The organism is Nitrosospira sp. Is2 (genome assembly GCF_033095785.1).
GTDB lineage: Bacteria > Pseudomonadota > Gammaproteobacteria > Burkholderiales > Nitrosomonadaceae > Nitrosospira.
Genome location: NZ_CP137134.1, coordinates 39,407 through 54,887, shown reverse-complemented (window position 1 = coordinate 54,887; position 15,481 = coordinate 39,407). Strand labels below are relative to the sequence as shown.

General features: G+C 56.7%; 15 protein-coding genes. 13 read left to right on the top strand and 2 right to left on the bottom strand.

Annotation, left to right across the window (positions count from 1 at the left end; translation table 11 throughout):
• The first annotated feature begins 145 nt into the window (after window positions 1-145).
• The 13 genes from R5L00_RS00245 to R5L00_RS00185 all read left to right on the top strand — a co-directional run bounded on the left by R5L00_RS00245 (window position 146) and on the right by R5L00_RS00185 (window position 13,806).
• Window positions 146-1,270 (top strand): PEP-CTERM sorting domain-containing protein, encoded by a 1,125-nt coding sequence (locus tag R5L00_RS00245; protein WP_317652761.1) that lies wholly within the window; start codon window positions 146-148, stop codon window positions 1,268-1,270.
• Between the two features lie 189 nt (window positions 1,271-1,459).
• Window positions 1,460-1,810: a hypothetical protein gene (locus tag R5L00_RS00240; protein ID WP_317652760.1), complete on the top strand. Its 351-nt coding sequence runs from the start codon at window positions 1,460-1,462 to the stop codon at window positions 1,808-1,810.
• On the top strand, window positions 1,804-2,604 hold the full coding sequence (locus R5L00_RS00235) for a PEP-CTERM sorting domain-containing protein (protein ID WP_317652759.1): 801 nt from the start codon (window positions 1,804-1,806) through the stop codon (window positions 2,602-2,604). The genes R5L00_RS00240 and R5L00_RS00235 overlap by 7 nt, the downstream gene beginning before the upstream one ends.
• Window positions 2,605-3,059: 455 nt before the next feature.
• Window positions 3,060-3,914 carry a PEP-CTERM sorting domain-containing protein gene (locus tag R5L00_RS00230; RefSeq protein ID WP_317654206.1) on the top strand — a complete coding sequence of 285 codons (855 nt, stop codon included), beginning with the start codon at window positions 3,060-3,062 and terminating at the stop codon, window positions 3,912-3,914.
• Window positions 3,915-4,172: 258 nt separating this feature from the next.
• Entirely contained in the window at window positions 4,173-4,706 is a 534-nt protein-coding gene (locus R5L00_RS00225) for a hypothetical protein (protein ID WP_317652758.1), read from the top strand.
• A gap of 2 nt (window positions 4,707-4,708) precedes the next feature.
• Window positions 4,709-5,281 (top strand): PEP-CTERM sorting domain-containing protein, encoded by a 573-nt coding sequence (locus R5L00_RS00220; RefSeq protein WP_317652757.1) that lies wholly within the window; start codon window positions 4,709-4,711, stop codon window positions 5,279-5,281.
• 137 nt (window positions 5,282-5,418) lie between these two features.
• The gene (locus R5L00_RS00215; RefSeq protein ID WP_317652756.1) at window positions 5,419-6,564 is read left to right on the top strand and encodes a PEP-CTERM sorting domain-containing protein; all 1,146 of its coding nucleotides are present in this window, start codon (window positions 5,419-5,421) and stop codon (window positions 6,562-6,564) included.
• 81 nt (window positions 6,565-6,645) lie between these two features.
• Window positions 6,646-7,776, top strand: a complete 1,131-nt coding sequence (locus R5L00_RS00210) for a PEP-CTERM sorting domain-containing protein (protein WP_317652755.1) — start codon at window positions 6,646-6,648, stop codon at window positions 7,774-7,776.
• A 165-nt stretch (window positions 7,777-7,941) separates the two neighbouring features.
• Window positions 7,942-9,057, top strand: a complete 1,116-nt coding sequence (locus tag R5L00_RS00205) for a PEP-CTERM sorting domain-containing protein (protein ID WP_317652754.1) — start codon at window positions 7,942-7,944, stop codon at window positions 9,055-9,057.
• 66 nt (window positions 9,058-9,123) lie between these two features.
• Window positions 9,124-10,230, top strand: coding sequence for a PEP-CTERM sorting domain-containing protein (locus tag R5L00_RS00200; protein ID WP_317652753.1), 1,107 nt, complete (start codon window positions 9,124-9,126; stop codon window positions 10,228-10,230).
• Between the two features lie 342 nt (window positions 10,231-10,572).
• Window positions 10,573-11,679: a PEP-CTERM sorting domain-containing protein gene (locus tag R5L00_RS00195; RefSeq protein WP_317652752.1), complete on the top strand. Its 1,107-nt coding sequence runs from the start codon at window positions 10,573-10,575 to the stop codon at window positions 11,677-11,679.
• 286 nt (window positions 11,680-11,965) lie between these two features.
• Window positions 11,966-12,421 (top strand): hypothetical protein, encoded by a 456-nt coding sequence (locus tag R5L00_RS00190; RefSeq protein ID WP_317652751.1) that lies wholly within the window; start codon window positions 11,966-11,968, stop codon window positions 12,419-12,421.
• A gap of 203 nt (window positions 12,422-12,624) precedes the next feature.
• Window positions 12,625-13,806, top strand: a complete 1,182-nt coding sequence (locus tag R5L00_RS00185) for a PEP-CTERM sorting domain-containing protein (protein ID WP_317652750.1) — start codon at window positions 12,625-12,627, stop codon at window positions 13,804-13,806.
• Window positions 13,807-13,901: 95 nt separating this feature from the next.
• Here the strand turns inward: R5L00_RS00185 and R5L00_RS00180 are convergent, their stop codons facing one another.
• Window positions 13,902-14,228 (bottom strand): DUF190 domain-containing protein, encoded by a 327-nt coding sequence (locus tag R5L00_RS00180; RefSeq protein WP_107693443.1) that lies wholly within the window; start codon window positions 14,226-14,228, stop codon window positions 13,902-13,904.
• Between the two features lie 37 nt (window positions 14,229-14,265).
• The gene (locus tag R5L00_RS00175) at window positions 14,266-15,285 is read right to left on the bottom strand and encodes a class I fructose-bisphosphate aldolase (RefSeq protein ID WP_317652748.1); all 1,020 of its coding nucleotides are present in this window, start codon (window positions 15,283-15,285) and stop codon (window positions 14,266-14,268) included.
• Between the last annotated feature and the right edge of the window lie 196 nt (window positions 15,286-15,481).

Sequence of the window (15,481 nt, the reverse complement as noted above, 5' to 3'; positions counted from 1 at the left end):
GGCTTGTAGTACATATTTTGCTCGAAAAACGATGTATCAGCTTTCAATCGCTGTACCTGTCACACCCGCTCTAACATTCATGATCTGTACTGGACTATCTAAAACACGCTGGTCAACCTTGTCGTAATCTTTCGCGGAGGATCTGATGAACATTTACCACTGCTACATACTGCGCAACCTTATCCTGGCAGCAGTCCTGGCTATTGGGTTCGCATCTTCCGCCCTCGCTCAGGACCATGCTTTATTGGTTGACCTTAACAGCAAGGAAGTAACTGATCTCGGCACACTCGGTGGAGACCGGAGCTATGCTAACGCTATCAACAATGCGGGACAGGTGGTAGGGCAATCCTACACTTACAACGGGCCGCCCCACGCCTTCATCACTGGCCCTGATAGCGCAGGCATGAACGACCTTGGCACACTCGGTGGAGGATATAGCTTCGCTTACGGGATCAACGACATGGGGCAGGTGGTAGGGCAATCCACGACTGAAAACAGGCAGACCCATGCCTTCATTACCGGCCCTAATGGCATAGGCATGACCGACCTCGGCACACTCGGTGGAAGCTTTAGCAGCGCTTCCGGGATCAACGACGCTGGGCAGGTGGTAGGGGTATCCACGACTGCCAACGGGCAGGATCATGCCTTCATTACCGGCCCCAATGGCATAGGCATGACCGACCTTGGCACACTCGGTCGAGGCTATAGCTTCGCTTTCGGGGTCAACGACATGGGGCAGGTGGTAGGGGTATCCACGACTGCCAACGGCCAGTATCATGCCTTTATCACCGGCCCCAATGGCGGCGGCATGACTGATCTCGGCACACTCGGTGGAAGCTTTAGCAGCGCTTCCGGGATCAACGACGCCGGGCAGGTGGTAGGGCGCTCCTACACTGCTGGCGACAGGGAGACCCATGCCTTCATCACCGGACCTGATGGCGCAGGCATGACCGATCTCGGCACACTCGGTGGAGACTTTAGCTACGCTTTAGGGATCAACGATACGGGGCAGGTGATAGGGGTAGCCGGAACTGACAACGGGTTTGGCCGTGCCTTCATCACGGGCCCTGATGGCGCAGGCATGACCGACCTTGCCTCCTTGGTGAATCCGCCACTTGGTTTTACTGACTTTGGCTACCCTAGTGCCATCAATAACCATGGGCAACTGGCTACGGTGGGAACAGTAGTTCCCGAACCCGAGATGTATGCAATGCTGTTGTTAGGCCTTGGCTTCGTCGGCTTTTTAGCGCGCGGCCGAGCAACTGCATAGGAATCTACCATCAGGCATAAAGACGGATGTCCCTCGGTGGCTTCCTTGTCATCTCATTGTCTCATGTGTCTTTGCTCGGAAAGACGATGTATCAGCTTTCAATCGCTGTAGCGTGCCACATCCTTTCTAACATTCAAAATATCGAAAACACGCTGGTCAACCTTGTCGTAATCTTTGGCGGAGGATCTGATGAACACTCACCACTGCTATACACTGCGCAACCTTATCCTGGTCGCAGTCCTGACTATAGGGTTTGCATCTTCCGCGCTCGCCCAGGAGCGTGAGCGTGCTTTATTGGTTGACCTTAACAGCAAGGAAGTAACCAGCCTCGGCACACTCGGCGGACCCTCTAGCCGCGCTAGTGTGATCAACGACTCCGGGCAGGTGGCAGGGACATCCTTGATTGCCAGCGAGCAGGATCAGTACCATGAGTACCATGCCTTCATCACGGGTTCTGATGGCGCAGGCATGACCGACCTTGGCACACTCGGTGGACCCTATAGCCGGGCTTACGGGATCAACAACGAGGGCAGGTGGTAGGGGAGTCCCAGCCTGCCAACGGGCAGTTCTCCCATGCCTTCATCACCGGCCCTGATGGCACAAGCATGACCGATCTCGGCACACTGGGTGGACGCGAGAGCGGGGCTACCGGAATCAACGATGCCGGCCAGGTGGTCGGGTACTCCTACACTGCCAACGGGGAGCAGCACGCCTTCATCAAGGGTCCTGATGGCGCAGGCATGACGGATCTCGGCACACTCGGTGGAAACCAAAGCTTCGCTTTCGGGATCAACGACGCCGGGCAGGTGGTCGGGTACTCCTACATTGCCAACGGGGAGCAGCATGCCTTCATCACGGGCCCCAATGGCGGAGGCATGACGGATCTCGGCACACTTGGTGGAAACCAAAGCTTCGCTTTCGGGATCAACGACGCGGGGCAGGTGGTAGGGGCTTCCGCGACTGAAAGCGGGCACAACCATGCCTTCATCACCGGCCCTGATGGCGCTGGCATGACCGATCTTGGCACACTCGGTGGACGCGAGAGCGGGGCTACCGGGATCAACGATGCCGGGCAGGTGATAGGAGCATCCGAGACGGACAACGGGCAGAACCATGCCTTCATCTCGGGCCCCGATGGCTTCGGCATGACCGATCTTGCCTCCGTAGTGGACCTGCCGACCGGTCTCACTTACTTTTACGCTAATGACATCAATAACCACGGGCAACTGGCTGCGGTGGGAGGAGTTCCAATACCCGAACCCGAGATGTATGCAATGCTGTTGTTGGGCCTTGGCTTGTTCAGCTTTTTAGCTCGCGGGCGAGTAACTGCATAGGAATCGACCATCCCAGGCAGAAAGGTTAATGTCCCTCGGTGGCTTCCTTGTCATCTCATTGTCTCATGTGTCTTTGCTCGAAAAAAAGATGTATTGGCTTTCAATCGCTGTATCGTGCGCAGCCGGTCTAACATTCATGATCTACACTGAAACATCGAAAACACGCCGATCCTGTCGTAATCTCTGTCGGAGGATCTGATGAACACTCACACTGCTACACACTGCGCAACCTTATCCTGGCCGCGGTCCTTACTGTTGGATTCGCATCTTCCGCGCTCGCCCAGACGCGTAGTGTTTTCGTTGACCTTAACAGCAAGGAAGTAACCGACCTTGGCACACTCGGTGGAGACCATAGCACCGCTCTCGGGATCAACGACGCCGGGCAGGTGGTAGGGCACTCCGCCACGGCCGTAGGTGCTCAGCACGCCTTTATCACCGGACCCAATGGCGCGGGAATGACCGATCTCGGGACCCTCCGCGGAGGTTCAAGTCTCGCCTTTGACATCAACGACGCCGGGCAGGTGGTGGGGTGGTCCGAAACGGCCGCAGGTACTCACTATGGCTTCATCACCGGCCCCAATGGAATGGGCATGAGAGGCCTCGGCACACTCGGTGGAGACGTGAGCTACGCTACCGGGATCAACGATGCGGGGCGGGTGGTAGGGTACTCCTACACTAGCAGCGGGCAGACCCATGCCTTCATCACCGGCGCTGATGGCGCAGGCATGACGGATCTCGGCACACTCGGTGGAAACCAAAGCTTCGCTTTCGGGATCAACGACGCCGGGCAGGTGGTCGGGTACTCCTACATTGCCAACGGGAATCAGCATGGCTTCATCACGGGCCCAAATGGCGTAGGCATGACCCATCTCGGCACACTCGATGGAGACTGGAGCACCACTGTCGGGATCAACGATGCGGGGCGGGTGGTAGGGAACTTTGCGACGCTCCCGGCCCATGCCTTCATCACCGGCCCTGATGGCGCAGGCATGACCGATCTCGGCACACTCGGGGGAGACGTGAGCTACGCTACCGAGATCAACGATGCGGGGCGGGTGGTAGGGTACTCCTACACTAGCAGCGGGCAGACCCATGCCTTCATCACCGGCGCTGATGGCGCAGGTATGACCGATCTCGGCTCCTTGGTGAGTTCGCCGCCTGGTTCTACTTACTTTAGCGACGCTACAGCCATCAATAACCATGGGCAACTGGTTGCAGTGGCAGTAGTTCCAGAACCCGAGATGTATGCAATGCTGTTGTCAGGCCTTGGCTTGATCGGCTTTTTAGCGCGCGGGCGAGCAACTGCATAGGTATTTAACATCGCGAGCCTAAAGGCTGGTGTTCCTCGATGGCTTCTTTGCCATCTCGTCTGTCATTGCTCTGAAGCGCTAATCCATCATTCGGCCCCCGCGTCGTAGGCCACTCAGCTCCCTGAAATCAACCATTCCGTTCATGTAGTTGCGGAATTTTGACTTTTTGGTCCCGCCGCAAGTGGATCCGAGATTCATAACCTATACTGAAATATCGAGAACAAGCTGATCAACCTTGCCGTAATCTTCGGAGGACTGATGAACACCCACCACTGCTACACACTGCGCAACCTTATCCTGGCCGCAGTCCTGACTATTGGGTTCGCATCTTCCGCGCTCGCCCAGGAGCGTGCTTATTTAGTTGACCTTAACAGCAAGGAAGCAATCAACCTTGGCACACTCGGTGGAGACCGGAGCTATGCCAACGCTATCAATGATGCGGGGCAGGTGGCAGGGTACTCCGGGACTGCCAACGGGCAGACCTATGCCTTCATCACCGGCCGTGATGGCATAGGAATAACCGACCTCGGTTCACTCGGTGGAGACTATAGCGTCGCTTTCGGGATCAACGGCACGGGGCAGGTGGCAGGGTGGTCCGCTACTGCAATAGGTGGGACACATGCCTTCATCACGGGCCCTAATGGCGCGGGCATGACCGACGTTGGCTCACTTAGCACACTCAGTGGAGGCCATAGCGAGGCTTACGGGATTAACGACGCCGGGCAGGTGGCAGGGGAATCCTATACTGACAACGGGCAGACCCATGCCTTCATCACGGGCCCTAATGGGTAGGCATGACCGATCTCGGCACACTCGGTGGAAGCTATAGCCACGCGTCCGGGATCAACGATGCGGGGCAGGTGGTAGGGATATCCAATGCTGAAAACGGGCAGCTTCATGCCTTCATCACGGGCCCTAACGGCGTAGGCATGACCGATCTCGGCACACTCGGTGGAGACTGGAGCTACGCTTCCGGGATCAATGATATAGGGCAGGTGGTAGGGGAATCCTACACTGAAAACGGGCAACTTCATGCCTTCATTACGGGCCCTGGTGGCGCGGGCATGACCGATCTCGGCACACTCGGCGGAGACTTTAGCGGCGCCAGGGGGATCAACGACGCAGGGCATGTGGTAGGGGTATCCGCTACTGACGCCGGACTGACCCATGTCTTTATCACCGGCCCTGATGGCGTGGGCGTGACCGATCTTGGCTCCGTAGTGCCTGATTTTACTTTCTTTGGCGCTAGCGCCATCAACAACCGTGGACAATTGGCTGCGATAGTTCCCGAACCCGAGATGTATGCAATGCTGTCGTTAGGCCTTGGCTTGATCGGCTTTTTAGCGCGCGGGCGAGCAACTGCCTAGGAATTTATCATCCAAGCATAAAGGCTGATGTGCTCCGGTCGCTCCTTTGTCATCTCATGTGTCTTTGCTCGCACGAATTGCAGCTATTTATATTCGAGATGGAATCTTCGCGTATTTAAACCAACGTGGAGTACACAATGATAACTAACAATTGCTTCAATGTCCGCAGCCTCGTTCTGATCTCCGCCGTAGTTACCGGTCTTGGCCTTGTTAAACCCGCCAATGCCCAATCATACCTGGTGGACCTCAACAGCAGGACAGCAACTCGCCTTGGCACTTTGGGGGGTAGTTTCAGCGGGGCCCAGGACATCAATGATGTCGGCCAGGTGGTGGGAAGTTCCGAAACTGCTGAAGGCCAGGGGCATGCCTTCATTACCGGTCCCGATGGGAAGGGCATGAGGGATCTCGGCACTTTAGGCGGTCGTAGCGTTGCTCTCAGCATCAACGATGCGGGGCAGGTGGCGGGATATTTTCAAACGGGAGATAAGCGCCATGCCTTCATCACCGGTCCCGACGGGAAGGGCATGAGGGACCTTGGTACTCTGGGCGGCAGTGAAAGCTCCGCTTCCGGCATCAACAATGCCGGACAGGTGGTGGGAGGATCTTACACAGAGGGAGATCGCCATTTCCATGCTTTCATTACCGGTCCCGAGGGGAAGGGCATGAGGGACCTTCTCGCTCCTACAGGTGACCCCGCCTTCGGCACTGCTCGCAGCATTAACGATGCCGGGCAGGTGGCGGGAGTATTTTCAGCCGAAGGCCCTGGGCACGCTTTTATCACCGGCCCAGATGGGATGGGGATGAGGGACCTTGGCGCTTCAGGTAGTTCCTCCAGCGATGCTTGGGACATCAACGATGCCGGACAGGTGGTGGGTCAGGATGACGGCTCACACCGTGCATTCATTACCGGTCCCGATGGGATCGGCATGAGGGACCTTGGCACGCTTGGCGGTATGTTCCCCTTTAATTCCAGCGAGGCTTTAGGCATCAACGACGCCGGGCAGGTGGTGGGCAGGTCTTTCGCGACGGTGGAAGGGGTTCCCGCTTTTCATGCTTTCGTGACCGGGCCCGATGGCACAGGCATGATGGACCTCAATTCGCTGGTTGAACCGCCACAGGGGTTAATTTTCTGGGAGGCCAGGGCCATCAATAACGCAGGACAGATTATTGCGACCACTAGCGTACGACCAATCCCAGAGCCCGAGATCCCTGCGCTCTTTCTTGTTGGCTTGGGTTTGATCGGGTTCATGGCAAGGCGAAAGAAGGCGAAAAATCCGGAATAAATAAGGCTGCCTTTTGACAGCTTAACTTCCGTCACCTATTTTGAAGTAATGGATGCTAAACGCTGTTTGTCGGGGGATGCCATGTCACTCAACCGTTGCTTCAAAGTCAGCAACCTCATTTCGGGCGTTGCCCTGATTATCGGCCTGGGCCATGGTACGCGTGCCGTCGCCCAGGAACACTTTCCATTCCTGATTGACCTCAACACAAGAACGGTAACCCAGCTCGAACGCCTGGATGGAGGTACGACCGTACCTAGGGCGTTGAATGATGTCGGACGGGTGGTGGGATATTATTTTCCCCTAGGTCAGGGGCTTAACCATGGCTTCATTACCGGTCCTGATGGCATGGGGATGAGAGATCTGGGCTTGGCAGGTAGCAGTATCGCCGATGACGCCGCAGACATCAATGAGGCGGGGCAAGTGGTGGGACGACGTTCTACTCCAACTCCTTCTTCTACAACTGCCTTCATCACTGGCCCTAATGGCGAGGGCATAAGGGACCTCGGCTCGTTAGGTGGGGATTTCAGCGCCGCTCAAGGTATTAACGACGCCGGGCAGGTAGTGGGTCAATCTGAGACGGCTGAACGCGATTCTCATGCCTTCATCACTGGTCCAAATGGGACGGGTATGAGAGATATTGGCGCTTTAGAGGGGAATTTCAGTTCGGCAAGCAGAATCAACGATGCGGGGGAGGTAGCGGGACATTCTACCACAGCCGAACAATATTTCCACGGCTTTATTACGGACGCTAATGGGATGGGCATGAGAGACCTTGGCACTTTAGGCGGGCGAAACAGCTATGCTAACGACATTAACGATGCGGGCCAGGTAGTGGGAAGTTCTGATACTGCTGAAGGTCACCATGCCTTCATCACGGCTCCCGATGGGGTAGGCATGAGGGATCTTGGCGCTTTGGGCGGGGGCACTAGCTGGGCTTCCGGCATCAACGATGCGGGCCAGGTGGCGGGAACTACCAGCACTGCTGAAGGCGGAGAGCATGCTTTCATAACCGGTCCCAACGGCGCAGGCATGACCGATCTCAATTCACTGGTTGATCTGCCCCCGGGGGTGCTTCTAATGAATGCCGTGGATATCAATAACAGTGGACAAGTGATTGCTACCGGCGTTCCGGAACCGGAGACCTATGCGTTGCTGCTGGTCGGCTTGGGCTTGATTGGGTTCATGGCGCGGCCGAAGCGCCTGCCGGTATAAAAAAGCGGATATAAAAGGGCCTGAGTGTTGAGGCTACGAGATCTAATCCAAGCTTTTACCCGGGCTGGCGGGAAGTCGCCCGTTCTTGACAATTCGCCTAGGCCGTCTACTCTAAAAACGTGCTTTTCTCTGTTGCGGTTCAGTTCTTTGCAAGGAGTGCCCACAATGAATATGAAAAAAAACGGGGGCTTTAAAGTCGGCATTTTCGTCCTTGGTCCGGTGCTTTTAGCTGTCCTGAGCATTGCTACTCATGCCGATGCGGAAATTCTCTATTTCATGGACCTTAACAAAAGGACAGTGAGCGAGATTAAGACTTTCGGCGGGTTCAGCACCTTCGGCGGCATAAACAATGCAGGGCAAGTGGTGGGCGGAGCGACTACCCCTGAAGGGGGTCATTACGCGTTCCTCACCGGTCCGAGTGGCCAGGGCATCAGAAATCTTGGTTCGCTAGGCGGCAACTTCAGCCGGGCATTAGGGATTAACGATTCGGGGGAAGTGGTGGGCTTCGCCGACACGGCGACTGGCGCGCGTCGTGCCTTTATGACTGGCCCCGATGGCGTCGGGATGCGGGACTTAGGCACTTTGGGCCGGGATCAAAGCGTGGCTGAAGGCATCAACAATACCGGCCAAGTGGTGGGATATACACAAACCGATACGCAGACCGGTAGTGATGCGCATGCTTTTATTACTGGTCCCGGCGGTGAGGGCATCAGGGATCTTGACGGCACTTCGGGAGGGGCGACGAACTATGCTTTTGCGATAAACGATGCCGGGCAGGTGCTCGGGTTATCCGTAACTTCGGGGGGCGATTTCGTTTCGTTCATAACCGGCCCCAACGGCGCCGGGACGGTGGTTCTTGGCACTTTTGGAGGGCGTGGCGACGTTGCCACCGACATTAACGCTTCCGGTCAGGTAGCAGGCGGTGCTGGCATCACGGGTCCCAATGGTATGGGTATGACGACACTTGGCACGTTAGGCGCGTCTGGTACCGACGTCACCGATGCTGAAGGACTCAATGATGCGGGGCAGGTGGTTGGAAGTTCTTCCACCTCTGCCGGCGCTACTCATGCATTTGTAACCGGCCCCAATGGCGCAGGCATGACGGACCTTAATTCACTGGATTTCCTGCCGGAAGGGGTTCTTCTAACTGCCGCCATGGACATCAATAACGCGGGACAGATCATCGCAACGGGTGTTCCGGAGCCGGAATCTTATCTCATGCTGCTGGCAGGACTGGGTATGGTTGTGTTTGCGGCTCGCCGAAAGCGACCTTTGGCATAGGAACCTGGTAATCCGCCCCACACGCTTTGTGCTTGGCAGCCTGTCTTTTCCTAAGGAGAACTTCGTATGAAAATTGCCCATCGTTCCAAAGTTCGAAGCTTTTTCCTCGGTGCAACCCTGTTCGCTGGCTTCGGTTTTGATGGTTATGCCGCTGACCCAGAGCGTTCCTTCCTGATTGATCTTAACAGTAGAGAAGTGACAGAGTTGGGAAGTTTGGGGGGCGGACGCACTGTTGCAATGGGAATTAACGACCTCGGACAAGTGGTGGGGCAATCCGTTACCTCTGCCGCACGATATCATGCTTTCATCACCGGCCCCGACGGTATCGGCATACGGGACCTGGGTATACTTGGGGTTGTAGACCAAAGCTCTGCCAGCGCGATTAATGGTGCCGGACAGGTGGTGGGGCATTCGGGCGAGGCTTTCATTACCGAGGCTGATGGCAGGAACATGAGGGCTATTGGCAGTTTGGGAGGAGGAAGTACCTCTGCTCACGATATCAACGCTGCGGGACAGGTGGTGGGACAGTCCTTCACATCCGCGGGTAGTTATCATGGCTTCATTACTGGCCCCGATGGCATGGGCATGAGGGACCTTGACACTTCGGGTGGGAGAACCAGCACTCCATTGGCTATCAACGATTCTGGCCAGGTGGCAGGGCATTACGTAACATCCGCCGGTGCGCAGGGTGCTTTCATTACCGGTCCCGATGGAATGGGCATGAAGGACCTTGGTGCGTTGGGTGGCGCTATAACCGATGTTTACGATATTAACGCCGCCGGGCAGGTGGTGGGGGCTTACCGCGCTTCCTCGGGTGTTACGCATGCTTTCGTTACCGGGACCGATGGCGTGGGTATGAGAGACCTTGGGACGCTTGGTGGAGGGTTTAGCGTCGCTCAGGGGATTAACGATGCCGGGGAAGTAGTGGGACGATCAACTATCTCCACCGGCGCTGAGCATATTTTCATCACCGGTCCCGGTGGCGAGGGCCTCACGGACCTGAGTTCGCTGGTGGGGCTGCCAGAAGGGTTGGTTCAGGTTTACGAGATCGACATTAATAACGCAGGCCAGGTCAGCGCGATGGGTATACCCGAACCTCAATCCTACATCATGTTGCTGGCGGGGCTGGCTCTGATCGGGTTCGTGGCGCGGCGGAAGCGCCTGCTGGTCTAGGAACTCTTAGATACTCTCCCCGTATCCGATTACCGCCTCAGGCCAGTGAGCGACCGTTGGATCGATGGCGCGGCGAAAATGCGTGCTGGTCCAAACGTTCGGAGAAGCTCCACTTATCCGGTCTGAGTCGTCCCGCGCCTCCCGCCTGACCTCCGCGTTTTATACCACCTGACACCTTGCTGTTCTAGCAAAGCAGGGCAAATCCGCCGATGTGTTCGAGCCTTGGCTGAGCCTGGATAGGCGCAAGCGGAAATTTTTCGCGCCTTGACAATTCAGCCCTGTCGTCTACGGTTAGAACTGGTTTTGTTCGTAGCAGCCCGTCCTTATTAAGGAGAGCAGGTCATGCGTACATATGGCTTCAAACCCGGGAGCTTAACCTTCATCGCAGCCTTGCTCGCCGGCCTCAGTTTTATTACTCCTGCTGCAGCCCAGTTACAGCCCTACCTCGTTGACCTTAACAGCAGAACAGCAACCACGCTCGGCCCGATGGGTGGGATAAGCACTCACGGAGCGGCGATCAACGATGCGGGGCAGGTGGCGGGGTCATCTGATCGCGGGGCTTTCATTACCGGCCCCGACGGAATGGGTATGAGGGACCTTGGCCCCTGGGCAAGCCCTTGGGATATTAACAATGCCGGGCAGGTGGTGGGGGGAAATATTTTTTTCCCCCCTCCCACTGGTGAGTTACATGCTTTCATCACCGGGTCGGATGGAGTGGGTATAAGAGACCTTGGGACGCTTGGGGGGGATTTCAGCTGGGCGGACGCGGTCAATGATATCGGGCAGGTAGTCGGGACGTCCAATACGGCGAGCCGTGGTACACGTGCTTTCATCACCGGCCCCGGTGGCGGCAGCATGAGAGAACTTGAGGCGTTTGGTGAAATTTTCGGAGCTTCTGTACGCTTCTGGGACATCAACAATACCGCCCAAGCGGTGGGAGGTATCTTGCCGCCGGGAGGCGATTCTTTTTTTCGTCCTTTCATCACTGGCCCAAATGGCGTTGGTGTGCGTACCCTTGGTGATGCCTGGGGTGAGGCCACGGGGATCAATAATGCGGGTCAAGTCGTGGGATCCATGGGACCTCACGGCTTCATTACTGGCCCAAACGGCTTCGATGTGAAGGACCTAGGGACGCTTGGAGGGGACTACAGCTCGGCCTGGGACATCGACGATGCGGGCCAGGTGGTGGGGGCATCCAGTATTACGGCGGAAGGCTTTTTGCATGCTTTTGTTACTGGCCCCAATGGCGATGGCATGACCGATCTCAATTCACTGGTTGACCTGCCTGATGGGGTTGTTCTTACCGAAGCGAGGGAGATCAATAACGCGGGCCAAGTCATTGCGTACCCAGCGTCCCCCCAGATTCCCGAGCCGAGGATTTATGTCATGATGGTTGCCGGGCTGGGCCTGATCGCGTTGATAGCGCGGCGGAAGCGGTTGTTGCTCTAGGAACTCTTCAGGAACTCTTAGATACTGCCCATCGCACCGGCGGCTTCACGGTGGTCGCCCGCAGGCAGCCGGGGGTCGTTAACCTACCTAATGCCCGCTCCACGCCCTACCGTAGCAATCCCAGCGCATCACCGTAGCCCGGATGACTTTGTGGGCTGCCGTAATCGGCACTCCTGCGCGAATTTTGTGTTGCCTTGACAATCCGGCTTTGTCGTCTACCTTTAGAACATGCTTTGCTGGCAGTACCTGCCTTTCTGAAGGAGACTTTCTGAAGGAGACCTTCATTATGAAGATTGCCCCTCGTTCAATGGTGCGGCACTTTATCCTCGCTTCAGCCCTATTTGGTAGCCTCGGTTTTATTACTCCGGCTGCGGCGCAGCTGCATCCTTACCTTATTGACCTTAATAGCAGAACAGCGACCCAGCTTGAAGTCGCGGATCTCTTCCTGGAACCCGCACGGGCGATGAACGATGCGGGGCAGGTGGCTGGAATATTCCTGACACCGGGGAAGGACTACCATGCCTTCATCACTGGTCCGGATGGGGTGGGCATGAGGGACCTTGGCACTTTAGGCGTCTCCTACAGCGTGGCTCATGGCATCAACAATGCGGGCCGGGTAGTGGGAATTTCGACCAGATATGCCGCCGATTCTTCCGCATGGGAATACCGTGGCACGGCCATCAATAACAATGGGCAAGTCATTGCCGTGGGAGTTATTCCCGAACCGGAAACTATGCCCTGATGCTTGCCGGACTTGGCCTGGTTGGGTTTAAGGCGCGGCGCAAGAAAAAGCGGGATGAGTTTGAGTACCGGTTGCCGTGACTGACACCATCCGGTTTTAGTTCTGCCTTGACAATCCGGCTCGATCGTCTACGTTTAAAATATGCATTGTTCTCGTGGAATTCTGTGCTTAAAGGACTTCCGTGCGGAAGGAAAACTTCAGTCATGACGATCACTTTACCTCTCAAATTCCGGGGCTTCGTCCTCGCTGCGACTCTATTTGCTGGCTATGGTTTTACTTTTCATGCTGTCGCACAGGAACGCTCCTACCTCATAGATCTTAACAACAGGACAGCGACCAACCTGGGCACCTTGGGCGGAAATCATACTTGGGCTCTCGGCGTTAACAACGCGGGACAGGTGGTGGGTTGGTCATCCTCACCCAGCGGTGGGCGGGATGCTTTTATGACAGGCCCCGATGGTCTCGGCATGAGGGGGTTTCCCGCCTTCAATGGGGCTTTCAGTATCGCCTATGACATCAACGATACCGGTCAGGTGGTGGGCATAACGGACTTCAGGTTCTTCCCCGGCATGCCTTATGCTTTTGTTACCGGTCCCAACGGGGAGGGCGTGAAGCCTTTCTTAATTGCAAATCACGGAAGAGCCAACGCGATTAACAGTGCTGGGCAGGTAGTCGGAACCTTCGAAGGATCAAACGAGTATCAGCACGCGTTCATCGCTATCGATACGCGTGTAACGGATATCGAGACCCGTGTAACGGATCTTGGGGGTTTAAACCCAAATTTCCCTTACAGCCAGGGTTTTGGTATCAACAATACCGGACAGGCAGTCGGACAATCAGCCACCACAAGTGGCGAATGGCACGCTTTCCTTACCGGTCGCGATGGCATAGGCATGAGAGACCTTGGCGCCCTGGCGGGAGGAACCAGTATTGCTTACGACATCAATAATGCCGGGGAAGTGGCGGGATATTCCTACACGTCCGATAAATTTCAACATGCCTTCATTACCGGTCCCGCCGGCCAGGGAATGAGAGACCTGGGTACGTTGAGCGGGGACGACTTCAGTTATGCGAATGGCATTAACGATGCCGGCTTGGTCGTGGGGCGGTCCTATAGCGAATCAGCAACCTGTAGACAGCCTTGTGTGGTGGAGCAATACAACGCTTCCCATGCTTTTATAACGGGCCCTCATGGCGCGGGCATGACCGATCTCAATTCATTGGTGGATTTGCCAACCGGAGTGAGGCTAATCGAAGCCACGGATATCAACAATGCGGGACAGGTAATCGCGGTGGCGATTCCCGAACCTGAATCCTATGTCATGTTGCTCGCGGGGCTCGTCATGATCGCGTTAATGGGACGGCGAACATCGATGCAGGCCTAAATGCGGTGGGAAGTTGAGATGGTTCCGGTGGAGTGAAGCCGGGGCGGCACTGCGCCCTTTGCGATTGAACGACGGGCCGAGCTCGAAAGGTACGATCAATCCGGCAGAAACCCATACTCGACCGGAAATTTGACATAAAACAGGTCGATAGCTTCCGTTTCCAGCAAGTCGAGGAAAAGCGCGGCATCGTCTTCGGTCAGGATAAAACTTACTTCCACCGGGAGATCCGCCGCGAGCTCGAGAAAAGTTGCTTCATGCAGCGTGCCGTGGCGCCCGAAACCGGCTACGGCACGCATCGCCGTGCCCCCCTCCAGGCCGAACTTGCGCCCACGCTCAAGCAGCCATTCGAACATCAGAATGCCCTTGTGTTCGCGGTATTCGCTTACGTAGAACTTCAGGTATGTTCCGTGCGCGGTTTGCATTGTCCCATCGGCTTTTACGGTCGGGGTAAATGCCCGTTCAGGCAGTTTCCATCGCGCGGCTGTATATGCCTTCGCGAGCCAGGCCATTCAGCTGGCAACGCTTGTAGAAGGCACGCTGCGCAGCGGCAACGTTTTCGTCCCGTCCCCGCCAGGTGGAGAGAACCGGCTCCTGCAGCGCGCGGCCATAGGAGAAACTGAGCTGCCATGGGTGTTCCCCCATCGCGTTCATGGCGTTGAGATGGTCGGTCGCATCCTCGGGGGTCTGGCCGCCCGACAGGAAGACAATGCCAGTCACCGCTGCCGGGACGTAGCGCCGCATGCAGCGCACTGTGGCCTCTGCAACCTCGGGAACGCTGGCCTGCTGCGGGCACTTCTTCCCTGGAAGCACCATGTTCGGCTTGAGCAGCATGCCTTCGAAGAGGATTCCGTGAGCATCAAGTTCGGCGAAGACGCATTCAAGCACTTGCGAGGTGACCGCTTCGCATCGCTCGATGCCATGGGCGCCGTCCATGAGCACTTCGGGTTCGACGATCGGCACCAGGTCGATTTCCTGGCACAGGGCTGCATAACGCGCCAGGGCATGGGCATTGGCGTGGATGGCGCAGGCGGACGGTACGTCACGTTCGTCGATGTCGATGACCGCGCGCCATTTGGCGAACCTCGCCCCGAGCTGCTTATACTCGGCAAGGCGGTCGCGCAAGCCATCCAGTCCTTCGGTCACTTTGTTGCCGGGTTGCAATGCGAGCGGCTTCGCGCCTTTATCCACCTTGATCCCGAGCAGGATGCCCCGGTTCCAGAGAAGTTTCGGGAAGGGCGTGCCATCGCTGGCGCTCTGTCGTAGCGTTTCGTCATAAAGTATGACGCCGCTGATATAACGTTCGATGCCTTCGGTGGTGAAAAGTATTTCGCGATACCGCCGGCGGGTTTCTTCGGTCGATTCCACCCCGATCGGTTCGAAGCGCTTCTTGATGGTCGGACCGCTTTCATCCGCCGCCAGAATCCCTTTCGGCGGCGCGACGATTTGTTCAGCCGTTGACCTGAGTTCCTGGATATTCATTGGCGTATCCTCCTCTTGACCCGCCCCATTGTATATTTCCGGACGGCGACCGCGTGGCGATGGGTATGGATTGAATCCGGCCATCGCAGCCGCTCCTGATCGTTGTCCGCTTTGGGGTGGAGAAAGCAGGCAGCGGCCGATAGAGTCAATATAGACCAAGCACCGGTCGCATGCCCAGACTTGCGGGCAATCAACA